The 26,338-nt window shown below is 70.7% G+C and carries 27 protein-coding genes; 11 read left to right on the top strand and 16 right to left on the bottom strand.

Annotation, left to right across the window (positions count from 1 at the left end; all coding sequences use genetic code 11):
* The first annotated feature begins 9 nt into the window (after nucleotides 1-9).
* Both hemW and IE317_RS07130 read left to right on the top strand, forming a co-directional pair.
* Nucleotides 10-1,242 carry a radical SAM family heme chaperone HemW gene (gene hemW, locus IE317_RS07135; protein ID WP_373308983.1) on the top strand — a complete coding sequence of 411 codons (1,233 nt, stop codon included), beginning with the start codon at nucleotides 10-12 and terminating at the stop codon, nucleotides 1,240-1,242.
* Nucleotides 1,243-1,303: 61 nt separating this feature from the next.
* Entirely contained in the window at nucleotides 1,304-2,224 is a 921-nt protein-coding gene (locus IE317_RS07130; protein ID WP_191307497.1) for an NADP-dependent oxidoreductase, read from the top strand.
* Here IE317_RS07130 and IE317_RS07125 read toward each other — a convergent pair.
* On the bottom strand, nucleotides 2,221-2,922 hold the full coding sequence (locus tag IE317_RS07125) for a TetR/AcrR family transcriptional regulator (RefSeq protein ID WP_229902526.1): 702 nt from the start codon (nucleotides 2,920-2,922) through the stop codon (nucleotides 2,221-2,223). The genes IE317_RS07130 and IE317_RS07125 overlap by 4 nt on opposite strands.
* An 80-nt stretch (nucleotides 2,923-3,002) precedes the next feature.
* Here IE317_RS07125 and IE317_RS07120 point away from each other — a divergent pair, with 80 nt between their 5' ends.
* From IE317_RS07120 to IE317_RS07105, 4 genes are all read left to right on the top strand, one after another.
* Nucleotides 3,003-3,485: an SgcJ/EcaC family oxidoreductase gene (locus tag IE317_RS07120; RefSeq protein WP_229902525.1), complete on the top strand. Its 483-nt coding sequence runs from the start codon at nucleotides 3,003-3,005 to the stop codon at nucleotides 3,483-3,485.
* On the top strand, nucleotides 3,482-3,745 hold the full coding sequence (locus IE317_RS07115; RefSeq protein WP_229902548.1) for a hypothetical protein: 264 nt from the start codon (nucleotides 3,482-3,484) through the stop codon (nucleotides 3,743-3,745). Before IE317_RS07120 ends, IE317_RS07115 begins: the two co-directional genes overlap by 4 nt.
* 63 nt (nucleotides 3,746-3,808) lie before the next feature.
* Nucleotides 3,809-4,621, top strand: a complete 813-nt coding sequence (locus tag IE317_RS07110; RefSeq protein ID WP_191307493.1) for a siderophore-interacting protein — start codon at nucleotides 3,809-3,811, stop codon at nucleotides 4,619-4,621.
* Between the two features lie 41 nt (nucleotides 4,622-4,662).
* Nucleotides 4,663-5,886 carry a serine hydrolase domain-containing protein gene (locus IE317_RS07105; protein WP_191307489.1) on the top strand — a complete coding sequence of 408 codons (1,224 nt, stop codon included), beginning with the start codon at nucleotides 4,663-4,665 and terminating at the stop codon, nucleotides 5,884-5,886.
* Nucleotides 5,887-5,889: 3 nt separating this feature from the next.
* Here IE317_RS07105 and IE317_RS07100 read toward each other — a convergent pair whose 3' ends face one another.
* From IE317_RS07100 to IE317_RS07075, 6 genes are all read right to left on the bottom strand, one after another.
* Entirely contained in the window at nucleotides 5,890-7,029 is a 1,140-nt protein-coding gene (locus IE317_RS07100) for a hypothetical protein (protein WP_191307487.1), read from the bottom strand.
* Between the two features lie 235 nt (nucleotides 7,030-7,264).
* A complete protein-coding gene (locus IE317_RS07095) occupies nucleotides 7,265-8,710 on the bottom strand; it encodes an alpha/beta hydrolase (RefSeq protein WP_191307485.1) in 1,446 nt (481 codons plus the stop codon).
* Nucleotides 8,711-8,780: 70 nt separating this feature from the next.
* Nucleotides 8,781-9,779: a TIGR03842 family LLM class F420-dependent oxidoreductase gene (locus IE317_RS07090; RefSeq protein ID WP_191307483.1), complete on the bottom strand. Its 999-nt coding sequence runs from the start codon at nucleotides 9,777-9,779 to the stop codon at nucleotides 8,781-8,783.
* A gap of 9 nt (nucleotides 9,780-9,788) precedes the next feature.
* Entirely contained in the window at nucleotides 9,789-11,171 is a 1,383-nt protein-coding gene (hydA, locus tag IE317_RS07085) for a dihydropyrimidinase (protein WP_191307482.1), read from the bottom strand.
* Nucleotides 11,171-11,953: a nitrilase-related carbon-nitrogen hydrolase gene (locus tag IE317_RS07080; RefSeq protein ID WP_229902547.1), complete on the bottom strand. Its 783-nt coding sequence runs from the start codon at nucleotides 11,951-11,953 to the stop codon at nucleotides 11,171-11,173. The genes hydA and IE317_RS07080 overlap by 1 nt, the downstream gene beginning before the upstream one ends.
* A 10-nt stretch (nucleotides 11,954-11,963) precedes the next feature.
* Nucleotides 11,964-13,523 carry an NCS1 family nucleobase:cation symporter-1 gene (locus IE317_RS07075; RefSeq protein WP_191307477.1) on the bottom strand — a complete coding sequence of 520 codons (1,560 nt, stop codon included), beginning with the start codon at nucleotides 13,521-13,523 and terminating at the stop codon, nucleotides 11,964-11,966.
* Between the two features lie 241 nt (nucleotides 13,524-13,764).
* On the opposite strand from IE317_RS07075, the gene IE317_RS07070 reads away from it, so the two are divergent.
* The 3 genes from IE317_RS07070 (at nucleotide 13,765) to IE317_RS07060 (ending at nucleotide 17,106) form a co-directional block, all read left to right on the top strand.
* On the top strand, nucleotides 13,765-14,436 hold the full coding sequence (locus IE317_RS07070; RefSeq protein ID WP_191307878.1) for a response regulator transcription factor: 672 nt from the start codon (nucleotides 13,765-13,767) through the stop codon (nucleotides 14,434-14,436).
* Nucleotides 14,433-15,425: a HAMP domain-containing sensor histidine kinase gene (locus tag IE317_RS07065; RefSeq protein ID WP_191307475.1), complete on the top strand. Its 993-nt coding sequence runs from the start codon at nucleotides 14,433-14,435 to the stop codon at nucleotides 15,423-15,425. The genes IE317_RS07070 and IE317_RS07065 overlap by 4 nt, the downstream gene beginning before the upstream one ends.
* 211 nt (nucleotides 15,426-15,636) lie before the next feature.
* Nucleotides 15,637-17,106: a DUF4153 domain-containing protein gene (locus IE317_RS07060; RefSeq protein ID WP_229902523.1), complete on the top strand. Its 1,470-nt coding sequence runs from the start codon at nucleotides 15,637-15,639 to the stop codon at nucleotides 17,104-17,106.
* A gap of 31 nt (nucleotides 17,107-17,137) precedes the next feature.
* Here IE317_RS07060 and IE317_RS07055 read toward each other — a convergent pair whose 3' ends face one another.
* From IE317_RS07055 to IE317_RS07040, 4 genes are all read right to left on the bottom strand, one after another.
* The gene (locus tag IE317_RS07055) at nucleotides 17,138-17,353 is read right to left on the bottom strand and encodes a DUF397 domain-containing protein (protein ID WP_191307471.1); all 216 of its coding nucleotides are present in this window, start codon (nucleotides 17,351-17,353) and stop codon (nucleotides 17,138-17,140) included.
* 1 nt (nucleotide 17,354) lies between these two features.
* Nucleotides 17,355-18,191: a helix-turn-helix domain-containing protein gene (locus IE317_RS07050; protein WP_229902522.1), complete on the bottom strand. Its 837-nt coding sequence runs from the start codon at nucleotides 18,189-18,191 to the stop codon at nucleotides 17,355-17,357.
* 69 nt (nucleotides 18,192-18,260) lie between these two features.
* Nucleotides 18,261-18,596, bottom strand: a complete 336-nt coding sequence (locus tag IE317_RS07045) for an SSI family serine proteinase inhibitor (protein ID WP_373308981.1) — start codon at nucleotides 18,594-18,596, stop codon at nucleotides 18,261-18,263.
* Nucleotides 18,597-18,651: 55 nt separating this feature from the next.
* A complete protein-coding gene (locus tag IE317_RS07040) occupies nucleotides 18,652-20,289 on the bottom strand; it encodes a PucR family transcriptional regulator (protein WP_191307466.1) in 1,638 nt (545 codons plus the stop codon).
* 132 nt (nucleotides 20,290-20,421) lie between these two features.
* Between IE317_RS07040 and IE317_RS07035 the strand changes: the two genes are divergently transcribed.
* Nucleotides 20,422-21,912 (top strand): CoA-acylating methylmalonate-semialdehyde dehydrogenase, encoded by a 1,491-nt coding sequence (locus IE317_RS07035; RefSeq protein WP_191307464.1) that lies wholly within the window; start codon nucleotides 20,422-20,424, stop codon nucleotides 21,910-21,912.
* Here the strand turns inward: IE317_RS07035 and IE317_RS07030 are convergent.
* On the bottom strand, nucleotides 21,884-22,708 hold the full coding sequence (locus IE317_RS07030) for a helix-turn-helix domain-containing protein (RefSeq protein WP_191307461.1): 825 nt from the start codon (nucleotides 22,706-22,708) through the stop codon (nucleotides 21,884-21,886). The genes IE317_RS07035 and IE317_RS07030 overlap by 29 nt on opposite strands.
* A 114-nt stretch (nucleotides 22,709-22,822) precedes the next feature.
* On the opposite strand from IE317_RS07030, the gene IE317_RS07025 reads away from it, so the two are divergent.
* Complete coding sequence (locus IE317_RS07025) at nucleotides 22,823-23,875, top strand: aldo/keto reductase (protein WP_191307459.1); 1,053 nt, start codon at nucleotides 22,823-22,825, stop codon at nucleotides 23,873-23,875.
* A 30-nt stretch (nucleotides 23,876-23,905) separates the two neighbouring features.
* Here the strand turns inward: IE317_RS07025 and IE317_RS07020 are convergent, their stop codons facing one another.
* The 4 genes from IE317_RS07020 to IE317_RS07005 are packed head-to-tail and all read right to left on the bottom strand — an operon-like array spanning nucleotide 23,906 to nucleotide 26,302.
* Nucleotides 23,906-24,400: a hypothetical protein gene (locus IE317_RS07020; RefSeq protein WP_191307457.1), complete on the bottom strand. Its 495-nt coding sequence runs from the start codon at nucleotides 24,398-24,400 to the stop codon at nucleotides 23,906-23,908.
* Nucleotides 24,397-25,578: a PPE domain-containing protein gene (locus tag IE317_RS07015; RefSeq protein ID WP_191307455.1), complete on the bottom strand. Its 1,182-nt coding sequence runs from the start codon at nucleotides 25,576-25,578 to the stop codon at nucleotides 24,397-24,399. Before IE317_RS07015 ends, IE317_RS07020 begins: the two co-directional genes overlap by 4 nt.
* Nucleotides 25,575-25,892: a type VII secretion target gene (locus IE317_RS07010; RefSeq protein WP_191307453.1), complete on the bottom strand. Its 318-nt coding sequence runs from the start codon at nucleotides 25,890-25,892 to the stop codon at nucleotides 25,575-25,577. Before IE317_RS07010 ends, IE317_RS07015 begins: the two co-directional genes overlap by 4 nt.
* On the bottom strand, nucleotides 25,892-26,302 hold the full coding sequence (locus IE317_RS07005; protein WP_229902521.1) for a YbaB/EbfC family nucleoid-associated protein: 411 nt from the start codon (nucleotides 26,300-26,302) through the stop codon (nucleotides 25,892-25,894). The genes IE317_RS07010 and IE317_RS07005 overlap by 1 nt, the downstream gene beginning before the upstream one ends.
* Nucleotides 26,303-26,338: the final 36 nt, after the last annotated feature.

Genomic DNA, 26,338 nt, shown 5'->3' with positions numbered 1-26,338 from the left:
CGTGACCGGGTGGACAATTCGACCGTGCCCCAGCTGCGTCCCGACCCCGCCACGCCGATCGATCCGGCGTTGCCGGAAACCGCGCTGAAGGGGCTCGGCAGCAGAGCGTTCGGGGTGTACGTGCACGTCCCGTTCTGCGCCACGCGCTGCGGGTACTGCGACTTCAACACCTACACCGCGGGTGAGCTCGACAGCGGTTCGTCGCCGCAGTCCTGGCTCGAAGGGCTGCGGCGCGAGCTGGAGCTCGCCGCGCGCGTGCTCGTCGTGCCGCCCGCCGCCGACACCGTGTTCGTCGGGGGCGGCACGCCGTCGCTGCTGGGTGCGGACGGGCTCCGCTCGGTGCTCGACGCCGTCCGGGACGTCTTCGGGCTGGCGCCCGGGGCCGAGGTGACGACCGAGTCGAACCCCGAGTCGACTTCGCCGGAGTTCTTCGCCGGGATCCGCGAAGCCGGCTACACGCGCGTGTCGCTGGGCATGCAATCGGCCGCGCCGCACGTGCTGAAGATCCTCGACCGCGTGCACACCCCGGGCCGCCCGGGGAAGGCCGCCGCCGAGGCGCGCGCGGCCGGGTTCGAGCACGTGAACCTCGACGTGATCTACGGCACGCCGGGGGAGCGTGCCGACGACCTGCGCGCGACGCTCGACGCCGTGCTCGCCGCGGGCGTCGATCACGTCTCGGCGTACGCGTTGATCGTCGAGGAGGGCACGGCGCTGGCCCGTCGCGTGCGCCGTGGCGAGCTGCCGGCGCCGGACGACGACGTGCTGGCGGCGGACTACGAGATGATCGACGCCATGCTGTCCTCGGCCGGGTTGCGCTGGTACGAGGTGTCGAACTGGGCGGCCTCCGACGCGGCCCGGTGCCGTCACAACCTCGGCTACTGGCGGGGTGACGACTGGTGGGGCGCCGGTCCGGGCGCGCACAGCCACGTCGGCGGGGTGCGCTGGTGGAACGTCAAGCACCCGGCCCGGTACGCCGCTTTGCTCGCCGCCGGCGACTCGCCCGCGGGCGGGCGGGAAGTGCTCACCGACGACGACCAGCACCTCGAACGGATCATGCTCGAACTGCGCGTCGCCGAGGGGCTGCCGCTCGACGTGCTCGACGAGCCGGGGCTGGCCGAGGCCCGCGCGGCCGCGGCCGAGGGGTTGCTCGATCCGTCCGCTTTGGACTCCCGTGGCCGCGCGGTGCTCACCGATCGCGGCCGGCTGCTGGCCGACGGGGTGGTCCGCCGTCTCGCCGGCTAGGGATTAAAACCGGGGAACCGGTCGTTGCTTGTATTGAGCAACGACTTTCGAGGAGGCCCCCATGGCGCGCGCGATCAGGTTCGACGAGTACGGCGACGTGGAGGTTCTGCGGGTCGAGGACGTCCCCCGGCCGGTCCCGGGACCGGGGCAGGTGCTCGTCGAGGTGCGGGCCGCCGGGATCAACCCGGGCGAGGCGTCCATCCGCAAAGGACTGCTGCACTCGCGGTTCCCGGCGACGTTCCCATCCGGACAGGGCAGTGACTTCGCGGGGGTTGTCGCTTCGCTCGGCGAAGGGGTCTCGGACATCGCTGTCGGTGACGAGGTGATCGGGTTCGTCGAGACGCGGTCGAGTCACGCGGAGTTCGTCGTCGCGGAGGCCGCGAACCTCACGCCGAAGCCCGAAGGGGTGCCGTGGGAGGTCGCCGGCTCGCTGTTCGTCGCCGGCACCACCGCGTACGCCGCGGTCGGCGCGGTCTGCCCGCGCGAAGGGGAGACGGTCGTCGTCTCCGGGGCGGCGGGCGGGGTGGGCTCGCTCGCGGTGCAGCTGGCTCGCCTCGCCGGCGCGACCGTGATCGGCCTGGCCGGCGAGGCCAACCACGAGTGGCTGCGCGAACTCGGCGTCATCCCGATCAGCTACGGCGAGGGTGTGCTGTCGCGGATTCGCGACGCCGCGCCCTCCGGGGTGGACGCGTTCGTCGACACCTTCGGCTCCGGGTACGTGGAACTGGCTCTCCACCTGGGAATCCACCCCGGACGGATCAACACGATCATCGACTTCGCGGCGGCGGAGAAGTACAACGTGAAGACCGACGGGAACGCGGCGGCGGCGTCGGCCGATGTGCTGCGTGAGCTGGGCCTGCTGCTGGACAAGGGGTTGCTGGAGCTGCCGGTCGCCCGTGTCTACCCGCTGGACGAGGTCCGGAACGCCTATCGGGAGCTGGAGCAGCGGCACACCCGCGGCAAGATCGTGCTGCGGCCCTAGTTCTTCGCCATCGCCTTCAGCCCGGCGAGGAACGCCTCGAGTGCGAACTCGAGGCGTTCCTCCGCCGTTTCCGCGGAGAAGAACTCGCCGACCTGCAGCATGTTGGGGAACGACTCGGGCGGCAGTGACCGCATGTACGCCACCATCTGCTTGCCGCGTTCTCCGGCTTCGGCCTGATCGAAATCGCCCCAGGTCCAGCCGCTCGCTTCGTACGCGTACGCCTTGGCGTAGAGCGCAAGGGCGTCGCCCGCGAAGGTGGCTTGCTTGAGCGTCAGCCCGCCCGCGCGGAGCAGGGCGAGCGTCGCCTCGCCCAGCCTCAGTGAGTGGGGCGTGACCGGCACGGGGATGTCCCACGCGATGCGCGCGATGCCGCGGTGGGCGGCCATCACCCGGATCTGGTCGCGGACGAGCTCCTTGACCTGCTCGTCCCAGCGCGCCGGGTCCGGCTCGGGGACCTCGATGTCGGCGAGCACGGCGTCGAGCATCAGCTCCGCCAGTTCGTCCTTGTTCGAGACGTGCGCGTAGAGCGACGCGGGCCCGGTCTCCAGCTCCTGGGCGACCCGCCGCATGGTCACCGCGTCGAACCCCTCGTCGTCCAGGACGATCAAGGCCGCCCGCACGATCGAGGCCTGGGAGAGGGCGGGTTTCGCGGCACGGCGGCGGGGAGCGCTGCGCCACGGCGGCGGGGGAACGGTCACCCGAACACTGTACTTGACGCGAACGACGTTCGAGAGTAGAACGGTGTTCGTGAGACGAACAGCGTTCGAAGGGGGATGCGATGACTGCGACTGCTGAGGCCGATGTGCGTGAGGTGCTGGGCCGGCTCGCCGATGCCTGGAACTCGGGTGATGCCGCCGCGTACGGGCGGCTCTTCGCCGAAGATGCGGATTACGTGACGTTCTTCGGGATGAACTTCCCCGGGCGGGAAGCGATCGAGAGCTCGCACCGGGCGCTGTTCGAAGGGCCGTTGCGGGGGTCGAAGCTCACCGGTTCGCTGGGCGGCGCGGCGAAGGTGCGGTTCGTCCGGCCGGACGTCGCCGTGGCCGTCGTCGGCGGTGGCTCGTCGCTGACCGGAGCGGAGGTCGCCGACGAAGGGCGCGAGTCGACCGTGTCCTTCGTGCTCGTCCAGGAGGGAGGCGAATGGCTGATCACGGCGTTCCAGAACACGCGGGTTTCGGATCCGCGCGGGCGAAAACGCTTGCGGAAGCGTCGGGGGTGGTCGCGCGGCCGCCGGCGGAGGTGTTCGAACGGTTGCGGGTGAAGCTGGGTGGCGGCCACCCGATGCGGATGGAGGTGGAGCGGGAGCGGGGGTTCGTCGCGGTGCAGGGTGGCTGGTGGTACCGCGGCGAGTACCGGGTCACGGCGGATCCGGCCGGGGCGCGGGTCGAGCACCGGGTGGTCAACGCGGCTTCACGGGGCCGGTGGGGCGTGCCGTTGGCGAACCGGTTCTTCATCGGGTTCCGGAAGGAGGTGACGGCCGGGTTCGTGAGGTTGCTCGCGGAACTGGGCACACCTGAGTAGCCGCGTGCCGATTTCGGCGCGTAGGCTGACTTAGGTAAGCCTTAGTGACGGTTGGAGTGGTCGATGGCTGAAGCACCCCGGCGGTCCGGGCGTCCCGCGACGCGGTTGCGGGTGCTCCGGACCGAGCGGCTGACCCCGCACATGATCCGGATCGTCGCGGGCGGCGAGGGGATCGCGCAGTTCACCCCGAACGAGTTCACCGACGCCTACGTGAAGGTGCTGTTCAAGGTGCCCGGCGTCGAGTACCCGGAGCCGTTCGACGTCCAGGAGTGCCGCGCGTCGATGCCGCGCGAGCACTGGCCGCGGCAGCGGTCCTACACCGTGCGGGCGTTCGACGCGGAGGCCGGTGAGCTGGTCCTCGACTTCGTCCACCACGGCGACGAAGGCATCGCCGGCCCGTGGGCGGCTTCGGCGCAGCCGGGCGACGAGCTGCTGATCTTGGGGCCGGGTGGCGCGTACGCGCCGGGCGCCGAGGCGGACTGGCACCTGCTGGCCGGGGACGAAAGCGCGTTGCCAGCCATCGCGTCGTCGCTCGAAGCGCTGCCTGCCGGCGTGCCGGCGCACGCGGTGATCCTGGTCGACAACGCGGACGAGGAGCAGCCGCTGGTCACGAAGGCGGACGCGCAGATCACCTGGCTGCACCGGGCCTCCGGGGGCGACGTCGCGGCCGCGGTGCGCGAGCTGCCGTGGCGCGAGGGCGTCGTCCAGGCGTTCGTCCACGGCGAGGCGGGGTTCGTGCGCGAGCTGCGGCGGTACCTGCTCGACGAGCGCGGCGTGCGGCGTGAGCTGCTGTCCATTTCCGGCTACTGGCGCTACGGGAAGAACGACGAAGCGTGGCGCGAGGAGAAGGCGGCAGAGCGGGCGCGGGAGAAGTAGCAAGCCGGCCAAAGCAACTCATCGCACAGTAACCTCGCCGCATGGCGGACTTCGAGGTGAACATCGACCCGGCCGAGGCCGGCTTCGACGCGGCGCGGCTTTCCCGGATCGACGCGCATTTCGACCGGTATGTCGCGGACGGACGGTTGCCGGGCTGGCTCGCGGTGGTGAGCAGGCACGGCCGGATCGTCCACGTCGGCCGCGGCGGCCACCGCGACGCCGAAGCGTCGCTGCCGGTCGAGACGGACACGCTGTGGCGGATCTTCTCGATGACCAAGCCGATCACCTCGGTGGCGGCGATGATGCTCGCCGAAGAAGGTTTGCTGGAGCTGGACGACCCGATTTCGCGCTGGTTGCCGGAGTTCGCCTCACCGCGGGTGTACGTCAAGGGATCGGCGTTGGCGCCGTCGACGCAGCCGGCCACCTCGCCGATCCGCGTCTGGCACCTGCTGACGCACACGGCGGGCCTGACGTACGGCTTCCACCACGGCCACCCGGTCGACGCGATCTACCGCGCGGCGGGGTTCGAGTGGGGCACCCCGCCGGGCTTCGACCTGGCGGCGTGCACGGAGAAGTGGGCGTCCCTGCCGCTGCTGTTCCAGCCGGGCGCGGAGTGGAACTACTCGGTGGCCACGGACGTCCTCGGCCGTCTCGTCGAGGTGGTGTCGGGCCTGCCGTTGGACGAGTTCTTCGCGACGCGCATCTTCGCCCCGCTGGGCATGACGGACACGGGTTTCGTGGCAGCGTCGCCGGACCGCCTGGCGGCGATGTACGTACCGGCAGCAGGCCGAGCGGTCCGCAACGACGCATTCGGCCGCCTGGGGACAACCCGCCCGGACTGCCTCTCCGGCGGCGGCGGCCTGGTGTCCTCGGCCCCGGACTACTGGCGTTTCACCGAGATGCTCGTGCGCGGCGGAACCCTGGACAACGTCCGGTTGCTGTCCCCGCGAACGGTGGCCTTGATGGCCAGCAACCACCTCCCGGGCCACGTGGACCTGGAGGCCTTCGGCCGCCCCCTGTTCGCCGAGATGCCGTTCGACGGCCACGGCTTCGGCTTGGGCTTTTCGGTACTGGAGGACCCGGTCAAGGCCCGAACCCTGTCCTCGGCGGGCGAGTTCGCCTGGGGAGGCGCAGCATCAACGGCATTCTGGGTGGACCCGGACGAAGACCTGACGGTGGGCTTCTACACGCAACTGTTGCCCTCGAGCACCTACCGCCTGCGCCCCCAGCTGCGACAGCTGGTCTACCAGGCACTGGTGGACTGAGCATCATCCCCGTGTCCGACTGCGCTGACGCGGTCGGAAGGTCAGCCGTACGAGGCGAGCGTCGTGGAAGACGAAGATCGAAGACAACAGTCCGGCCTTGACGTCTCGGGCGCACATGGCCACAGCTGATTCTTCCGCCAGAAGCCAGTCTGCCAGCAGAGTGGGAAGGGAGAACCGCAGCGCGAAGCCGTCCGAGCCGTCCGCCGGCACGATGACCCAGTCGCCGCTGGCGTCCCGTGCCGTCGCGAAGCGGAAGTCGACTTGCACCTCGCTCGGATGGTCGCGAATGTACGCGGTGAACGCGGATAGATCGTCAGGCCGGAGCACGAGGATGAAGGGGCTGGCGGGAAAACCGAGCAGCAGTGAGTCGGCGACCTCGTCGGCCAGTGCTTCCGCTACGGACATGAGGCGATCCGGAGGCAAGACACGCGTCTCGGCGCGAGCCGGGTTGCGGCGGATCGATTCGCTTGCGTCGAAACGCCCTCCGGGCAAGGTGTGGAGTGCTGACGAACTTGGTTCGGCCGGCCTCCGCGCGTCGTCCGATGAACCGTCGTCGGTCCAGGTGCCCAGGGAAAGCCGCAACGCTGTCCTGATCTGACCTCGGGGAAAGGGTGCTTCGGTCTCGGCCAAGATCTGGTTCAGCTGCCTCGCCGCCCGGTCCGTGGCTTCGGTCAGGTGGTGGAATGCGGGGCCGGACAGGTCGACGAGGAAGATCTGCTGTGCCAATGCATACTGCTGCGCGGGAAGGCTGAAACCGCTTGTGGAGAAAAGAGCGTAGCGGTACAAGTGTCGTCGCACCGGCACTCTCCGAGAGCCGGCGTGCGCAGTCGCGTACTGTTCGTTGACATCGTGGACGATTCCGTGTGCGTTCCGCGCATCCCGCAGACCGGTCTTGGCGCCGCGGTACTTGGCCTCCACGAACAGGCGCAAAGGAAGGGAGAAGGGGGTCGGAAGGGTCAGTTCTCCGAGGACGTCGGCTTGATGGTCTGAGCCGCGGCCGCGTACGAGCAGACCGTGCCTTCCCCGCTTCAGTGCGTCCGGATCTTGTTCCACGGAAACGAGAAGCCGGTAGCCGCTGTCTTGCAGCAACCGGGCGAGCACTTCTTCGAGCAGGTACCCCCGCAGTGCCTCGAATGAGACCATGAAACCTTCCCCTTTGCAGAGCACCCTTGGTGCGTTTCTAACACTCCGCGCAGGAGAAAGGACGATCTCTGTGGGGATTTCACTCTATCGGAAGGTTTGGATCTGAATGATTTCGCGTGGGTCAAGTTGGCGAATTCGGGGATACCTAACGAGGAACCAGGCCCGGCGCAGCGCCCACGCAGAAGCCAGTGATAACGGCAAGGCAGAGAGTCCCGCTGTGGCCGGAAGCCCAGCCTCAGTCGAACGGGCCTCGGTCCGGTGCGCAGACCGTCCCCGGAGCGGGCACCGCTCCCGCGCCGAAGTACCGATCCAGCCAGCCGTCGATGCACGCGCTCTTGCCCCGGGCGCCGTGGCCGTAGGTGTCCAAGGTCAGCAGGCGCGCGTTGCCGAGCAGGTGCTCCGTTCGTTGCGCTCCGGCGTACGGGGTCTCCAAATCGCCCTCACTGTTGGCCAGCAAGAGGATCGGTGCCGTCGGGCGGTTCCATGGTCCCGCGTAGCGGCCCGTGTCCGTGACCTTCCACGTCGCGCACGGCAGCGTCTTGTAGACGTCGTACCGACCGAACCCGAGGGCCACGCTGTCCGCCCGCGCGGCGTAGTCCCACCAGACCGCCGGATCACGCGGGTTGGCCGCGTCCGAGCACAGGGTTGCGCCGCCGGCCAGCAAGGAGTCGATGTCCGGGGCGCCGCCCGGTGCGGCCGGTGCTGGAGACGCGGGGTTGGCCAGGGCCTGGAGGAACGCCGCCAGCTCGGGCGCCGACTGGGCGTCGGTCAGGTAGTTGTGGATCTGGGCGATTGCGCTCTGGTATGTCACGACGATCTGCCGCCCGGCCGTGTCGGTCACCGTGATCGGGGCGGCTTGGAGCCGGTCGAGGATGGCGTTGTAGGCGAACGTGCAACGCGAAGCGCACGCCGCCAAGAAGGATTCGAGTGCTCGGGGGGCGTCCGAGAAACCTTGCAGGCGGTAGCTCATCGGTGCGGCGCCGGTGGACCACCGGATCGGGTCGTCGACCGCGTCGAGTGCCAGTGAGCCGACGCGGGCCGGGAAGAGGTTTGCGTACGTCTCGCCGAGGTAGGTGCCGTACGACTTTCCGTAGTAGCGCAGCTTCGGCTCGCCGAACGCCGCCCGTAGCCTGTCCAGGTCGCGGGCGATCGTCGCGGTCGACAGGTGGTTGGCCAACGGACCGGCGTTCTGCTCGCAGAGGTCCGTCACCGTTCGGGTGTCGGCGATCTGCTGCTGCTCGGCCTCGCGGGTCAGCGGGAACGTGCCGAGAGCCCGTTGCAGCACCTCGAGTTGCGACGGATCGGTGAAGCAGTGGATCTTCGAGCTCGCCCCGACGCCGCGCGGGTCGAAGCCGACGATGTCGAAGCGGGCGTGCAACGCCGGTGTCAACGCCGGGGCGAACCGGCCGGAGGAGCCCGGCCCGCCGGGGTTGAAGAAGATCGTGCCCAGCTTGTTGGCCTGGTCCGTGGCGGGCAGCCGGCTCACCGCAATGCGGACCGCGCCCGCGGATGGGTCCTGATAGGACAGCGGGACGTCGAGGTGGCCGCATTCGTAGCCGGCCGGGCAGGAGGCTTCCCAGACGATCCGGGCGGGGCTCGCCGCGGCCACAGGCGCACTCAAGGCGACCGCGCCCGCGGTGGCCCCCAGCGCCAGCGCAACACGGAGTTTCCGAGGATTCATCCGCCGATGGTCCCGCCCCGGACCCGGCGGCACAGGGGGGTGGACCACCGGATCCGGGGTGGGGCGCGCCCTACGCGGTGAGCTTCGGGATGACCTCCGACCCGTACGCCGCCAGCGTGGCCTCGCGGTCGTCGTGCATCAGGTACAGCGAGAACTGGTCCACACCCAGCTCGGCCAGCTCTTGCAACCGCGAGACGTGCGCCGAAGCCGGCCCCAGCAGGCAGAACCGGTCGACGATCTCGTCCGGGACGAACTCCGTCGACGGGTTGCCCGCCTTGCCGTGGTGGCTGTAGTCGTACCCTTCCCGCCCGCGGATGTAGTCCGTCAGCTCCCGCGGTACGGCCCCCGACGAGCCGTACCGCGCCACCAGGTCCGCGACGTGGTTGCCGACCATCCCGCCGAACCAGCGCAGCTGTTCGCGCTGGTGGGGCAGGTCGTCGCCGACGTACGCCGGGGCCGCCACGCAGATCGTGATGCCGCCGGGGTCGCGCCCGGCCGCCCGGGCGGCGTCGCGGACCGCGCCGATCGTCCAGCGGGCGATCGCCGGATCCGCGCACTGCAGGATGAAGCCGTCGGCGTGCTCACCGACCGTCTGCAGCGCCTTCGGCCCATACCCCGCCATCCACATCTCGAGCCGGCCGTTCGAGATCCACGGGATCTGCACGGTCTTCTCGTTCATGGTCACCGCGCGGCCCTCGGCCAGGTCCTTGACCACGCGCATGCAGTCGCGGACGGTGGCCAGCGTGGACGGCGGTTTGCCGACCACCCGGTGTGCCGAGTCGCCGCGGCCGATGCCGCACACGGTCCGGTTGCCGTACATGTCGTTGAGCGTGGCGAACGTCGACGCCATGACCGACCAGTCGCGCGTGCCGGGACTGGTCACCATCGGTCCCACGACGAGCGACGAGGTCGCGGCCAACACCGTCGAGTAGATGACGAACGGTTCCTGCCACAGCACGCAGGAGTCGAACGTCCAGCCGTAGCGGAATCCGCAGTCCTCGGCGTCCTTCATGAGCCGCACGACGTCCCGCGCGGGCGGGTCGCTCTGCAGCACGATCCCGAAGTCCATCGCCCGCTCCTAGTTCAGGTACTGGTTCAGCGAGCGGGACAGGAACTTGCCGTGTGACGTCGATCCTGAGAAACCGGAAGGCGACACCACGACACGTCCACGCGACAACACCGTGTGCACGCGCCCGGTGATCTCGAACCCTTCGTACGCCGAGTAGTCGACGTTCATGTGGTGCGTCTCAGCCGACAAGGTCTGCCGAGCGGAAGGGTCGTAGATGACGATGTCCGCGTCCGAACCCGCCGCGATGACTCCCTTCTTCGGGTACAGCCCGAACATCCGCGCCGGTGTCGCCGAGCACGTCTCGACCCATCGGCCCAGCGTCAGCTGACCGGCGACGACGCCCTGGTGCAGCAGGTCCATCCGGTGCTCGACGCCCGGCATGCCGTTGGGGATGGCCCGGAAGTCGCCGCGGCCCATTTCCTTCTGGTCCTTGAAGCAGAACGGGCAGTGGTCGGTGGACACGACGGACAGGTCGTTCGTCCGCAGCCCGCGCCACAGGTCGGCCTGGTGCGACTTCTCCCGCAGCGGCGGCGAAGCGACGTACTTGGCGCCCTCGAAGTCCGGCTTGGCCAAGTCCTCAATGGACAGGTACAGGTACTGCGGGCACGTCTCCGCGAAGACGTTCTGCCCCTCGTTGCGCGCCTCCGCGACCGCCGCCAGCGCTTGCGACGCCGACAGGTGCACGATGTACAGCGGCGAGCCCGTCACCTTCGCGAGCTGGATCGCCCGCGATGTCGCCTCTCCTTCCAGCTCCGGTGGCCGCGTCAGGCCGTGTTGCACGGGGTCCACGTTGCCCGCGGCGAAGGCCTGCGCCGCCAGCTGGTCGATCGCGATGCCGTTCTCCGCGTGCATCATGATCGTAGCGCCGATTTCCCGCGCTTTCTGCATGGCCAGCAGGATTTCCCCGTCCGTGGAGTAGAACACCCCCGGATAGGCCATGAACATCTTGAAGCTGCCGACCCCGCCGTCGATGCAGGCTTCCATCTCCTTCAGCGACTGGTCGTTGACGTCGGAGACGATCATGTGGAAGCCGTAGTCGATCGCGCAGTTGCCGTCGGCCTTGGCGTGCCACTTGTCCAAAGTGGACAGCAGCGACGTGCCCTTGGCCTGCACGGCGAAGTCGATGATCGTGGTCGTGCCGCCCCACGCCGCCGCGGTCGTCCCGGTCGAGAACGTGTCGACCGAATGTGTGCCGCCGAACGGCATCTCCATGTGGGTGTGGGCGTCGATCCCGCCGGGCAGCACGTACTTCCCGGTGGCGTCGATCGTCTCGTCGCCGGAAAGCGTCCCGGGCGCCCCGACGGCGGCGATGGTTTCGCCGTCGACGAGGACATCCGCAGGAAAGGCGCCCGACGGCGAGACGACCTGTCCACCGCTGATGAGCGTGGTCATCAGGCCTCCGCGAGCGGGCCGTAGGTGTCCGGACGGCGGTCGCGGTAGAACGCCCAGGTGTTCCGGACCTCCTCCAGCAGCGACAGGTCGAGGTCGCGCACCACCACCTCATCGTCGGTGTCGGACGCCGCGTCCCCGACGAGCTGGCCGCGCGGGTCGACGAAGTAGGTCTGGCCGTAGAAGTCGTTGTCGCCCAGCGGTTCCACGCCCACCCGGTTGATCGCGCCGACGAAGTACTCGTTCGCCACCGCGGCCGCCGGCTGCTCCAGCCGCCACAGGTACTGCGACAGGCTGCGGCTGGTCGCCGACGGGTTGAACACGATCTTCGCCCCGGCCAGGCCGAGCGCGCGCCAGCCCTCCGGGAAGTGCCGCTCGTAGCAGATGTAGACGCCGATGCGGCCCACCGCCGTGTCGAACACCGGGTAGCCGAGGTTGCCGGGGCGGAAGTAGAACTTCTCCCAGAATCCCTTGACCTGCGGGATGTGGTTCTTGCGGTACTTGCCGAGGTAGGTGCCGTCGGCGTCGATCACCGCGGCCGTGTTGTAGTAGACGCCGGGCTGCTCGACCTCGTACATCGGCACGATCAGCACGACGCCGTGGCGCTCGGCCACCTCCTGCATGAGCTTCGTGGTGGGCCCGTCCGGGATGGCCTCGGTGTAGGAGTAGTAGTCGGCGTCCTGCACCTGGCAGAAGTACGGCCCGTAGAACAGCTCCTGCAGGCAGACGACCTGGGCGCCCTGCGATGCGGCGGTGCCGATGTGGTCGACCGCCGCCTTGATCATGGACTCCTTGTCACCCGTCCACCGCTGCTGGATCAGGCCGGCTCGAACCACGCTCACTGATTTCCTCCTTCGTTGTGGACAGGGGCATGGAGAGGGCGGCGAAGACGACGAACGCGCCGACCAGGCCGACCACCCAGTTGTAGTCGTAAAGCGGCTTGAGGAACGGGATGAGACCGGCGTCGGGGAATGGCCCGCCGTACGCGCCGCCGACCGCCAGCAGCGCTCCCACCAGCGTGGCGACCAGCGCCCGCCAGTTCCAGCCGCCGCTGAACCAATACACCCCATCGGGTGTGTAGAGGTCCTTCAGCCGCAGCTTCGTGCGGTTGATGACCCAATAGCCGGCGACGAGCACCCCGGCGACCGCGCCGAGCAGGCCGCCGTAGAAGCCGAGCCACGCGAAGATGTAGATGTTCGGGTCGGAGTACAGCCGCCACGGCTGGATGAGGATGCCGATGACGCCGGTGATCCCGCCGCCGACCGCGAACGTGATCCGCTTCGGGAACGCGTTCGAGAAGTCGTAGGACGGGCTGACGACGTTGGCCGCCAGGTTCGCCGAGATCGTCGCCAGCACCAGCGCGACCAGGGCGACGACCACCACGACCGGGCTGGCGAACTTGTCGGCCAGCTGCGCCGGGTCCCAGATGTCCTTGCCGTAGAGCACGTGCCCGCCCGACGTGGTCAGGATGGCCACGATCGCGATGAACGTCATCGTCGTCGGCAGGCCGAGGATCTGGCCGCGGACCTGCTTGCGCTGGCTGCCGCCGAAGCGGGTGAAGTCCGGCATGTTGAGCGACAGCGTCGACCAGAACGCGATCATCGCCATCAGGGCCGGCGCGAACACCTTCCAGAAGTCCGGGCCCCAGCCGAGCCTGCCGCCGTCGGACAGGATCGGGCCGAGCCCGCCCGCCTTGACCAGCACGTACCCGAGCATGATCAGGAAGCCGACGGACACCAGCGGCGCCGTCCAGTTCTCGAACCGGCGGACCGCTTCCATGCCGCGCCAGATGATCAGCATCTGGCCGATCCAGAAGACCACGAACGACAGCCAGAGCGTCCAGTGCTGCCCGGCGACCACGGCGGAGTCGCGCCACCACGAGCCGAGCAGCCGGCCGAGGATGACGTAGATGGCCTCGCCGCCGACCCACGTCTGGATGCCGAACCAGCCGCACGCGATGAACGCGCGCAGCAGCGCGGCGAGGTTGGCGCCGCGCAGGCCGTAGAACGCGCGGGCGAACACCGGGAAGGGGATGCCGTACTTGGTGCCGGCGTGGCTGTTGAGCAGCATCGGGACCAGCACGATCAGGTTGCCGATCGTGATGGTGATCAGCGCCTGCACCCAGTTCATGCCGAGCGTGATGAGCGACGCGGCCAGGGCGTAACTGGGGATGTTGTGGGCCATCCCCATCCAGAGCGCGAAGTAGTTGTAAGTGGTCCAGGTCCGTTTTTCTATCGCGACGGGGGCCAGCTCCTCGTTGAGGAACCGGCTGCCTTCGAGAGACCGGACGTCGGCGGGGTCGAGCTCGACCCGGCCGTCGTCGTGCACGCGCTGGTCTGCGGGTGTCGGCGCCATTGCGGAATCCTGCGCGCCAGGTCAGGGCCGGGGCAACGGCAGTCTGTTCACTCTTCGCAGATCAGGAGTGCAGTCTGTCGATTGCGCGAACTGGTCCCGGAGTGCATGACCTGCGTCACACCTGCGGCCGTTACGAACCGGCAAAGCGGGTGAAACGTCTCCACAGGATCTTCACACTTCACGCGAACCGTCTCCACCGGGGGTGCTTAGGGTCGTGGTCATGGAACTGGGTGGGCGGCGCGTGCTCGTCGTCGAGGACGACGTCACGATCGCCGCGTCGATCGCGGCCCGGCTGCGGGCCGAGGGGTTCGGGGTGGACGTCGTGCACGACGGACCGGCCGCCGTCTCGGCCGAGGCGTCCGGGGAGCCGGATCTGGTGGTGCTCGACGTGATGCTGCCGGGGTTCGACGGCCTGGAGGTCTGCCGCCGGATCCAGGGCCGCCGTCCGGTGCCGGTGCTGATGCTGACCGCGCGCGCCGACGAGACGGACATGCTGGTCGGGCTGGGGGTCGGCGCCGACGACTACCTCACGAAACCGTTTTCGATGCGGGTGCTGACCGCGCGGGTGCACGCGCTGCTGCGGCGGGTCGAGCGGTCGTCGTCGGTCGCGGGCACCCGGATCGTGCTCGGCGACCTCGAGATCGACGTCGACCAGCGGCGCGTCGCCCGGGCGGGGGTGGCGGCGCAGCTGACGCCGATCGAGTTCGACCTGCTGGTGCACTTCGCCCGGCGGCCGCGGGTGGTGCAGCCGCGGGAACGGCTGCTGTCGGAGGTGTGGGACTGGGACGTCCACGGCACGTCCGCGGGCACCCGGGCGGTGGACAGCCACATCAAGGCGCTGCGCCGGAAGCTCGGCGCGGACCTGATCCGGACCGTGCACGGCGTCGGCTACGCGCTGGAGGCGGGCTCGTGAACTTCATCCCGCGGCCGCTGGACCGCATCCGGTCGATCAAGCTGAAGCTGGCGATCCTGATGGTCGCCTCCGGCGGGATCGCGTTCGCGTTCTTCAACTGGCAGATCGGCTGGCTGCCGCCGAAGACGACGATCACGGCGATGGTGCTCGCGCTGGTGTTGTCGCAGGTGCTGGCGCACGGGATGACCCGGCCGCTGCGCGAGATGACGGCGGCGGCGCGGGCGATGGCGAAGGGCGACTACACGCGCCGGATCCGCGCGACCACCCGCGATGAGGTGGGCGAGCTGGCGCAGGCGTTCAACCAGATGGCGGGCGACCTCGGGGACGCGGACCGGCAGCGCCGCGAGCTGATCGCGAACGTGTCCCACGAGCTGCGGACGCCGATCACGGCGTTGAGCGGGGTGCTGGAGAACCTCGTCGACGGTGTCGAGGAACCCGATCCGGGGACGCTGAAGACGGCCCTGCAGCAGACCGAGCGGCTGGCGACGCTGGTGGACGAGCTGCTGGACCTGTCCCGGCTGGACGCGGGGGCCACTTCGCTCCACCTGACGTCGTTCTCCCTGTGGTCGCTGTTGTCCGAGGTGGTCGGGGAGGCGGCGTTCGCGGGCCGCGGGGTGACGTTCGAGGTGTCGGTGGCCCCGGAGGGGGCGGTGGTGACGGCGGACCGCGGGCGGCTGTTCCAGGTGGTGGCGAACCTGCTGGAGAACGCGGCCCGGCACGGCCCGGCGGGCGGGCAGGTGCGGGTCGTGGCGCAGGTGCGGCCGGGAGAGGTGCGCATCGACGTGTGCGACGAGGGGCCGGGGATCGCGCCGGCGGACCGGGAGCGGGTGTTCGAGCGGTTCACCCGGGGGGAGCGGCCGTCCGGCGGGGGGACCGGGCTGGGGCTGGCGATCGCCCGGTGGGCCGTGGAGCTGCACGGCGGGACGATCGGGGTGGTGGACCCGTCGCCGGGGACGGGGAGCCGGATCCGGGTGACGCTGCCGGCTTAGAGCGTGTGTCGGCGGGTCTGCGGGTGCTGGGCGGGGTATGGGATTTGCGAACGGGAATGTGGTGGAGATGCCGAAGAGCAGTGTGGGTCGGACTGGGGAGCCGGGGCGGACGCCGCGGGGGAAGCGGGCGGCCGCGGGTGGGCCGTCGGTGAGGTTTCGGGAAAGCTCCGGTGCGGCAGCCGCGCCCGGTGCTTCGGCTGCCGGTGGTGGGGTGGCCGTGGCCGCTCCCCCCGTTCTCCTTCAGCCGCTGCCGCCGCCCAAGTCCGCGGTTGTTCCGCTGCCGTCCGCGGTTCTGCCCGCCGCCGGGCTTGCCGGGGTGGCGGGCGCTCTCCTGCTGCCCGTCGACCGGCCCGGGATCGGGTGGCTTCTCTCCGGGCTGGCCGTGGCCGCCGCCGTCGTGGTGGCCGATCGGCGGTCTCGGGACGGGAAGCCGGGGGCGTTGACCTGGCGCAATGCCGGGTGGGCGGGGCTCGCCCTCGCGCTGCTCGCCATGGGGGCCCTGCGGGCGTCGGAGTGGCTGTTCGTCCTCTGCGTCATCGCCGCCGTCGTGGCCGGGTCGCTGGCCGTCGTCGGGGAGCGGACCGTGCACTCCGTTCTCTACGACATGCTGGCCGTCCCGATCGAGGCCGTCCGGGCCGTTCCGTGGGTCGGGCGCGGGGCCGGGCGCTTCGCCGCCCGCCGGGACGGGGTGGCCCGGCGGATCGCGCTCGCCGTGCTCGCCGCCGCCGGGCTCGTCGGGGTCTTCGTGCCGCTGCTCGCCAGTGCCGACGCGGCCTTCGCGGCCGTGGTCAACGCCGTGCTCCCGGAGCTCAGCGTGGCGACGCTCGTGCGGTGGTGCTCGGTCTTCGCCGTCGTCACCTCGGTCGCGGCCGGGGCCTGCTACTTCCTCGCGGCACCGGCGCCCCGCGCGTCGGCCGAACGTCCACATCGGACTAAATACGGTCTGGAGTGGACGATTCCGCTCGGCGTTCTCGTGGGAATTTTCGGGGTTTTCGTCGCGGTGCGCCTGGTCGTGCTGTTCGGTGGCACCGAATACGTCCTGCGCACCGGCAACCTGACTTCCGCGGAGTACGCCCGCGGCGGCTTCTGGCAGCTGTGCGCCGTCACCGTCCTGACGCTGGTGATCGTCGCCGCGGCGCTGCGGTGGGCGCCGAACGCGACGAAGGCCGACCGGCTCCGCCAGCGTGTCCTGCTCGGGACGCTCAGCGCGCTGACCCTGGTGCTCGTCGGTTCGGCGTTGAGTCGCATGTGGACGTATCAGGAGGCGTACGGCTTCACCGTGCTGCGGCTGCTGGTCGAGGTCTGCGAACTGTGGTTCGGCGCGGTGTTCGTGCTGGTCCTGCTGGCCCTGGTCCGGCTGCGCCCGGCGTGGCTGCCGCGCGCGGCGATCGGCACGGCCGCGGCGGCGCTGCTGGTGCTGGCCGTCCTCGACCCGGAACGCCTCATCGCCGACGCCAACCTCGACCGCGCGGCCGCCGGCAAGCCCCTCGACGACCGCTACCTGGCCCGGTTTTCGGCCGACGTGGTCCCGGTGGTGTCGGCCCGCCTGCCGGAACCGCTGCGCACGTGCGTGCTGAGCCAGGTGCTGCACGGCGACACCCCGGACGGCTGGCCGGCGTGGAACCTCAGCCGTTCGGCGGCGCGCGACGTGACACTCGGCTCACCGGCCGGCTGCCGCTGAACCGCACCGGCCGAGGGCGCGTGGTTAAGAGTTACGCGGAAGCCACCGGACCGTCGTGGGGGCGGCCCGGCGGCTTCCGCGCGCTCAACGAGGCGACCAGCGCTTCCCACGATCGGGTGGTAACGGAGAGTGTGCCGCCCGCGCGGTCTTTCGTGTCGCGGATCTGCGACAGCCCCGCGAGCCGCACCTCGACGCAGTTGGTCTCTTCGCCGCTGTGAGATGACTTCCGCCAGGTGGCATCCGGCATTTCAGGCCTCCAGTTCCGAGATCACCCCCTGGACGAGCTGGAGCGATTCGGGTTCGCCGAGCGCCAGGGCGGACAAGTCCTGCATGGCCGCGCGGTAGTCGGCCAGGTGGTTCTGATCGTAGACATAGCCGCTGCCGCGATAGTGCTCGAGATGCACGATCGGCGGCAGGTCGTGGAAGTCGAAGATGACGAAAGGCCCGTAGAGGCCGGGGTGGTAGCCGATGCCACCGGGGACGATGCGCACCGAAACGTTGCGGGCGCGGGCGATGCTGAGCAGGTGGCGAAGCTGCTCAGCCATCACCTGCGGCCCGCCGATGTTCTGGCGCAGCACGGATTCGCTGAGCAGGGCGCGGTACTCCAGAGGCGGGTAGCCGGTCAGCACTTCGCGGCGAGTGATCCTGATCATCACGCGGGTCTCGATCTCCCGCGGGGGCAGCGCCGTGGAAGTGAAGAGGGCCTTGATGTAGGCGGGAGTCTGCAGCAGTCCCGGCATCAGCCCGGTCGCCCATTCCGACATCGCTGCGGCGGTCTGCTCGTACTCGACGAAGGTCGCCAGCTTGGGCGGGGCGTGCTGCTCGAGCCAGTTGGGCTCGTTGGCGTTGCGGGCCAGCTCCAGGAGCCGGGTGCGTTCGCCCGCGTCGACCCGCAGCGCGGTGAGGATCGTGGCGACCTCTTCGATCTTCGGGATGCGTTTGCCGCTCTCCCAGTTCGAGATGTTCTGCGGCAGCACGTCGATCAACCGGCCCAGTTCCCGAACTTTCAGGTTCCGCGCCTGCCTGGCTCTCTTCATCCCGAACCCCAGCGCGCGGGCCCGGGGCGTCGCAATCGGTGGTGACATGGGGCACAGCCTGCCCCGCGGCAGGCCGTGCCCCATCGGGTGATGCCGTTCCGCTGTCGCAGAGCTGCGTCAGAAAGCGAAGACCTCGTCCGAGTCGCGATCGGCCTCGCAGCGGTTCGCGTACGTCGTGCTGAACGACACCGGTTTCCCGCGCCACGTCCCGATCGCCGTCGCCTCCACCGGGGCGTAGATCAGCGTGCACGCCTGGTGCCGCGCGGTGATCCGCGAAAAGTCGCCGTCGGCTGCCGACAGCACCGCGCACGCCTTGTCGCGCTTGGGGTGCGTGCCGCCCGCCGGGTCGCACGTCAGGACCACCGAGCCGATCCGGCCGGCGGTGTCGTGGGTGGTCAGCTGCAGCGTCGAGGCCGGGGGTTGCGCCGGCGCCAGACAGCCGATGCTCAGCAAGCATGCTGCGAAGGGGATCAGGGCCATATCGGTGTCATCGGCCGTCCGGCGCCGATCACTGTGCTGCACGTCCGGGTGAGTCTTCTTCGCTCGGCCGGGTGAGGTCCCACGCCAGCAGGGCGACGTACAGCGACAACATCGACTCCGGCTCCTCCAGCCGCACCCCGAGGACCTGCTCGATCCGGGCGAGCTGCTGGTAGTACGCCGTCCGGGAGGTGTGGGCCGCCGCGGCCGCCGCCGACTTGTTGCCGCCCTGCTCGCAGTAATGGCGCAACGCCTGCAGCAGACGGCTGCCCGTCGCGGCGTCGCGCTGCAGCAGCGGGCCCAGCTCGCGGAAGGCGAACGCCGTCACGCGCTCGTCGCCGGACAGCAGGTGCAGGAGGCCGCGCAGGCGGACGTCCGACAGGCGGTGCAGCACCCGTTCGGCCCCCGTGCCGAGGGCCGCCGCCGCGACCTGGCCCGCTTCCAGCAACGTCCGGCGGGCGTCGGCGGGGGACGTCACCGTCGTGCCGACCGCGAGCACGCCCGGCGCGCTGGCGCGGGCCTCGTGGACGTCGGTGGCGAGCCGGTGCAGGACGGCGTCGGCGTTCGCCTCCGGGGACAGCGCGAGCAGGGCTCGCACGCCGAGGTCGTCCGTCGCCACCAGCGCCGACACCTTCGCGCGGCGGGCCGCGAGCACCGTCGCCTCGGCCAGCTCGCGCAGCACCGGCGGCGTCGACAGCGCCGGTCGCGCGGTCCCGGTCAGCCGCGGCCGGACCGCCAGCCCGACCAGCTGCCGTCCGGGCAGCGGCACGGCCAGCGCCGAGGCCCTGGCCAGCAGCTCGGCCGTCGGCGCCGGGGACGCCAGCAGCTCGGCGAGCACCGCGCGGTGGGCCTGGCGCTCGAGACCGTCGGAATCCTTCGCGACCAGCCGGTGCACGGCCAGCGCGGACGCGGCGCGCTCGGCGACCACCCGGTGGCGGTGCGGCGGCTGGTCGGCGCAGACCAGGATCAGCCGTCCCCAGTCGTGCCCGCGCGCGCCGACCACGGTCACCAGCCAGCCCGAACCCGGGTGGTAGCCGGTGCGCTCGCCGACCTGGACCACCCGTGAGCGGGACGGCCAGCCGGTGAGCAGCTCGGCCGGGTCGGTGCCGGCCGCGTCGTAGGCGAGGACCTCGTGCGACAGCGTCTCCAGCACCACCGGCTGCTCGGTGAGCCGGGCGACCTCGCCCAGGACGACGCCGGGTTCGGCGCCCGCGACCGTCAGCGCGGTGAACGTCTCGTGCACGCGCTCGGCGGCGCGCAGCTCGGCGACCTGGGCGTCGACGATCTGGCCGTTCACCGCCTCGGTGACGCTCACGAACCGCGTCTCGCGCGAGAGCGTCACCAAGGGGAGGTTGTGCTCCTCGGCCGCGCCGACCAGCGCGGCGGGCAGCTTGTCGCTCCAGTGCCGGACCAGCTCGACCACGACACCGGCGGCACCCACCCCGGCCAGGTCGGCGACGTACCGGGCGAGCGCCCGGCCGTCGTCGGGCAGCGCGACGCCGGTGGTCAGCACCAGCTCGCCGCCGCGCAGCAGGTGCGCGATGTCGGCGACCTCGGCGACGTGCGCCCAGCGCACCGGCGCGTCGAGCCCGGCGGCGCCGGCGACGACGTGCGGGCGGCCCTGGCGCAGCACCGGCAGCGCGAGGACCTCGGCGACGGTCGGGTACATGGCTCCTCGAGTGATCGGCAGGGACAGACTGTACGGCCGCGACGGCGAGTCCGTACACGTTGCCGATGGCCTGGCGTGGCGCTCGCACGGAGACTCGTGTCGGGATGTTGCCGAACGCGAGGAGTGCCCGCCGTGACCGACCGCATCAGCCACTGGATCGACGGCAAGTCGTTCACCGGGACCGCCGCGCGGTCCGGCGAGGTCTTCGACCCGGCCACCGGGGAAGTCCGGGCGCACGTCGACTTCGCCGGTGACGCCGAGGTCGAAGCGGCCGTCGCCGCGGCCAAGGCGGCGCTGCCGGGCTGGCGCGGGACGTCACTGGCCGGCCGGACGCGGGTGCTGTTCGCCTTCCGCGAGCTGTTGTCCGCCCGCAAGCACGAGCTGGCGAAGATCATCACCAGCGAGCACGGCAAGGTCGAGTCCGACGCGGCCGGCGAGATCGCCCGCGCGATCGAGAACGTCGAGTTCGCCTGCGGCGCCGCCCAGCTGCTCAAGGGCGGGTTCAGCGAGAACGCCTCCACCGGCGTCGACGTCTATTCGATCGCCCAGCCGCTGGGCGTGGTCGGCGTGATCTCGCCGTTCAACTTCCCGGCCATGGTGCCGCTGTGGTTCGTTCCCAACGCGCTGGCCTGCGGGAACACCGTCGTGCTCAAGCCGAGCGAGAAGGACCCGTCGGCGGCGGTGTTCATCGCGGAGCTGTTCGCCGAGGCCGGGCTGCCCGCGGGCGCGCTCAACGTGCTGCACGGCGACAAGGTGGCCGTCGACGGGCTGCTGACCCACTCGGACGTCAAGGCGATCTCGTTCGTCGGGTCGACGCCGATCGCGCGGTACGTCTACGAAACCGGCACCCGGCACGGCAAGCGCGTCCAGGCCCTCGGCGGGGCGAAGAACCACATGGTGGTGCTGCCGGACGCCGACCTCGACCTCGCTGCCGACGCCGCGGTGTCGGCCGGGTTCGGCTCGGCGGGGGAGCGGTGCATGGCGGTGTCGGTGGTGGTGGCCGTCGACCCGGTCGGCGACGCTCTCGTCGCGAAGATCACCGAGCGGATGTCCCGGCTGCGCGTCGGCGACGGCCGCGACCCGGAGTCGGAGATGGGCCCGCTGGTGACGGCGGCGCACCACAGCCGGGTTTCGTCCTATGTGGACGCCGGGGTGACGGCCGGTGCTTCGCTGGTGGTGGACGGCCGGGGGATCGAGGTGCCCGGCGACGGCTTCTGGCTCGGCCCGACGCTGTTCGACCACGTCCGCACCGACATGTCGATCTACACGGACGAGATCTTCGGCCCGGTGCTGTCGGTCGCGCGGACGGCTTCGTACGACGAGGCTTTGGAGCTGGTCAACGCCAACCCGTACGGCAACGGAGTGGCGATCTTCACCGGCGACGGCGCGGCCGCGCGGCGGTTCCAGAACGAGGTCGAGGTGGGCATGGTCGGGGTCAACGTCCCGATCCCGGTCCCGGTCGGGTACTACTCCTTCGGCGGCTGGAAGGACTCGCTGTTCGGCGACAGCCACGCGTACGGGCCGGAGGGGTTCCACTTCTTCACCCGGACGAAGGTGGTCACCTCGCGCTGGCCGGACCGCTCGCACGCCGGGGTCAACCTGGGCTTCCCACGCAACTCCTGAGCGCGGCCCGGCTCGCCTCGTCCGCGGGACGGCCGATCAGCACCCGCTGATCGGTGTCCTGGATGGGCAGGAGCACTTCGAAGTCCACCGCGAGGACGCCGGCCGCGGGATGGCGCAGCACCTTGCTCCCGCGGCCGGTGGCCTCGACGTCCCGCTCGGCCCACAGCCGCGCGAAGTCCTCGTCCCGGAGGCATTCGGCGATGAGGCCGAGCAACGCCGGATCTTCCGGGTGGGCGGCCCACGCGGTGCGCAGGTGGGCGATGCCCTCGCGCACCACGCGCTCGCGGTCGACGTAGGACTCGCGGATCTCCGGGTGCCGCAGGCACACCCACATCGCGTTGCGCCGCGACGGTGGCAGGGTGCCGAAGTCCAGCAGCAGTGCCGCCATCTCGCCGTTCCAGGACAGGACGTCGTAGCGGTGGTTCATCAGCATGGCCGGCAGCGGCGACAGGTCGGCGACCAGCCGGGCCAGTGACGGCACCGCGGCGGTGGCGGGCTCGGTGGCGGCACGCGGGCGCTGCCCGGTCAGATTGAAGAGGTAGGCGCGTTCGGCGGGGCTCAGGCGCAGCGCCCGGGACAGCGCCGCCACCACGTCCGCCGAGGGCCGCAGGCCGCGCCCCTGCTCCAGCCGCACGACGTAGTCGGTGCTGACGCCGGCCAGTTCGGCCACCTCTTCGCGGCGCAGCCCCGGAGTCCGCCGGGCCTGCCGGCGCGCGGGCAGGCCGAGGTCGCGCGGGTCCAGGCGCTCGCGCCGGGTCCGCAGGAACGCGGCCAGCTCGCCGGTCGGGGTGATCATGTCCGGTCCAACCGCCGCGGGTGGGACTCGTGTTCCCAGGAAGCCCGCTCCCTTACCCCCGGTCCGCGGTGCGCACAGGCTGGTGCCCGACGGATCACGAGCACAGGAGGACCGATGTCCCTCACCCTCGACACCTACCGGCTGCTGGGCCGGTCCGGGCTGCGGGTGTCCCCGCTGGCCCTGGGCACGGCGACCTTCGGCACCGAGTGGGGCTGGGGCGCGGAGAAGGACGAGGCGCGCAAGCTGTTCGACACCTACGTCGAGCGCGGCGGCAACTTCGTCGACACCGCGAACACCTACACCGACGGCAGCTCGGAGCGCCTGCTCGGCGAGTTCGCGCGCGGGCGCCGCGAGCGCCTGGTGCTGGCGACGAAGTACTCGACGTTGCGCAGGCCCGGCGACCCGAATTCCGGGGGCCCGCACCGCAAGAGCCTGTTCGCGTCGGTGGAGGCCAGCCTGCGGCAGCTGGGCACGGACTACGTCGACCTGCTCTACCTGCACGTCTGGGACTTCACGACGCCGGTCGAGGAGATCCTGCGCGGGCTGGACGATCTGGTGCGCCAGGGCAAGGTCCTGTACGTGGCGATGTCCAACGCCCCGGCGTGGGAGGTCTCCCGCATGCAGGCGATCGCCGACCTGCGCGGCTGGGCGCCGCTGGTCGCGCTGCAGATCGAATACAACCTCGTCAACCGGGCCGGCGAGCGGGACCTGATCCCGATGGCCCGGGCGCTCGGCTTGGGCGTGATCCCGTACTCGCCGCTGGCCGGCGGCCTGCTCACCGGCAAGTACCGCCGCGCCGACCCGGCCGCGCCGGAACCCGGGACCCGCGCGGGCTTCAACGCCGGGCTGGGCATGGTGACCGAGCGGAACCTCGCGATAGCCGAGGTGGTGACGGAGGTGGCCGCCGAGCTCGACTGCACGCCGGCCCAGGCCGGGCTGGCCTGGACGCTGCGGAACCCGGCGGTGACGGCCCCGATCGTCGGTGCTCGCACCCCCGCGCAGCTGGAGGACAACCTGGGCGCGCTGGAGGTCGCCTTCACCGCCGCGCACCTGGCTCGCCTGGAGGAGGTCTCCGCGATCGAGCTGGGCTACCCGCACGACGTGCTCGCCGGCGACCACCTCCGCAAGGTGACCCGCGGGGACCTGGTGATCGAAGCGCGCCGCTGACGGGGGCACTTTCCCGTGAAAGTGCCCGTCCTAAGCCGGGAGGACGTTGATCAGGACCTTCGACCGCGGGGCGATCAGGACGGTGTTGACCCGGTCGGGCCGGATCCGCTCGCGGAGCTTGCGCTCCAGCGGGTAGGTCCGGCCGCCGGCGCGGAGGCTGAACGACTCGAGGCTCTTGAACCCCTCCGGGCTGCGGTGCAGGCCGATCGGGTACTCGTCGGTGAGACGCGCGGTGCCGAAGTCGTGCGTCCAGCCCGTGACCACGGCCAGCCGTCCACCGAAGGCGTCGGCCAGGCGGCGCCAGCAGACGAACGCGAACCAGCCGGTGATCGCCAGGAGCGGGACAACGGTGCCCAGCACCTCGCCCGCGGTCGTGGCCACGAGGGCGAGGCTCACCGTCACCACGAGACCGGCGATGACGACCGCCGCCGTCAGCCAGAAGGTCAGGTCGAGCAGCGCGCCGCGCTGCGCGGGGTGGAGGCGGCCGTTGCGGTTGGCCAGTTCCACCTCGGGCCGGTCGTTCACTCGGGGTGCTCCTTCTCGTAGGCCTCCTCGGCCTCGTGGTAGCGGTCGTACTGCTCGTTCTCTTGGCGGCGGCCCTCGGTCGCCACGCCGATGGTGTCGGCGGTGTTCCAGTGCACCTTCTCGTTCGGGTCGAGGACCTTGTGCTGGTTCAGGACGCTGCGGCCCTCCTCGGAGTACTTGCCCGGTCCTTCGAGTTTCTCCCGGCCGGGAACGTGCTCCTTGGCGGCGTCGCTCCAGCCCTTCGCCGTCTCCTCGGCGGACTTCGCCTCGCGGCCCGCCTGCTTCAGCTCGTTCGCCCGGCGCTCGATGCCCGCCGCCGTCTCGACGCTCTTGTCCACGATCCGGTCGGCCGCCTTCCCGGCCTTCTTCAGCGCGTTCGCCGCCCCTTCGAGGGCCGCCTTGGACTTGCCCGCGCCCTTGGCCAGGCCCTCCAGCTTCTCGACGATCTTCGCGATGCGCGTGCTGATCTTCTCCGCCAGCACGCCGCCCTCGATGACCGTGTCCGCGATGAACGCCGCGATCGTCCCGCCGAAGGTGCACCACGACGCCGCCAGCGCGGCCAGCGCCTTGACGATCAGCTCGCCCACGAACGACGAGATCATGTCCCTGATCAGCCCGCGCTCGGTGCCGACCAGTGCCGCGCCGACGTTCATCGCCGTCGACGCGCCTTGGGCGTGCGAAGCCGCGCCGCGCAGGACGCCGACGTAGCTCTCGGCCGTCCGCTGGTAGGCCTCCGCGGAGCCGCAGTCGCTGAACGACTGCCCGACCTTCTTCGCCGTCTGCTCGTAGCTCTCGGCCGTCTCGGTGAGCTGCTTCGCGATGTTCGTCCAGGTCACGGCCTTGGCGGTGATGGCTTCGGGCTTGCCGGCGAGCTTGTCGAGGCCGTCCTTGAGGAAGCTGATGTGCTCGATCAGCCAGCCGACACCCGCGCTCGCCAGGGTCCCGAGCGGGTCCATCGCCGCGCCGAGCAGGTCGAGGGCGTCGGTGCCGACGTCCATGGCGAGGTTGCCCCAGTCGCCGTTGCGAGCATCGGTGAGCGTCGACGCGGCGTCGCTGAAGATGCCCGCGCCGCCCGTCTGCGCATTGAGGTTGTCCAGCTCGCCCTTCGAACCGTCGCCCATGCCGCTCCAGAAGCCGCCCGGCGACTCCGCCGTGGCGACCAGCGCATTCTCCGTCATGCGGGCAGCTCCTTGCCGATGCCTTCGATCAGGCACTTTGTCCTGTCCTCGTGCTCGCGGAACGCCGTGTGCGCGGTCTTCACCCGGTCCGCGACTTCGTGGCCGGCTTCGACGGCCGCGGCGAGGAAGCTGTCGGCCGTGTCGATCCACGCCTGGATGGGGAGTGCGAAGACCTGCCCGACCAGACCGAACGCGTCGAAGTCGAGGGCCTGCGCGGTGCCCGCGGCGTCGAGCGCCTGCTGGACCTGGGCGGCGATCTCGCGGATCTCGTCCTCGTGGCCGCCGAGGACGTCGAAGTCGACCTTCATCGCCATCAGAGCCCCCGGCGCAGGATCGGGCCGCCGAAGTCGTCGTCGGACGGCGGTTTCCGGCGCACTTCTTCGGCGGGGACTTCGGGCGCCGGAATCTGTTCCTTGAGGAATTCCATCGCCGCGCTGCGCTCGCCGATCACCGGCGCCATGATGCCGGTCAGCTGCTGGGCCGCGTCGAGCTGGGCCCGGCGCGCCGCGGCCAGGACCGCCTGGGCCAGCCGGGTCCGCGGCAGCTCGTCCGCACGCGGTCCGAAGCTGAGTTCCTGCAGCGCACCGGCGGTGTTGACGGTGACCGTGACGGCCCCGTCGGAGCTCGTGGCGGTCGCCGAGACCCGGGCCAGCCGCTCCTTCGCCTCGGCCGCGCGGCGGGCGATTTCGGGCATTCCGGCCGAAGCCGGGACAAAATTGTTCACGGCGACCTCGTCAGTCGGGGAATGATACGGGGATCA

Origin of the sequence: Amycolatopsis bullii (assembly GCF_014654205.1) — a bacterium.
GTDB lineage: Bacteria > Actinomycetota > Actinomycetes > Mycobacteriales > Pseudonocardiaceae > Amycolatopsis > Amycolatopsis plumensis.
Note: the sequence above shows the minus strand (reverse complement) of the source record. Positions and strands in the feature narration are given on the sequence as shown.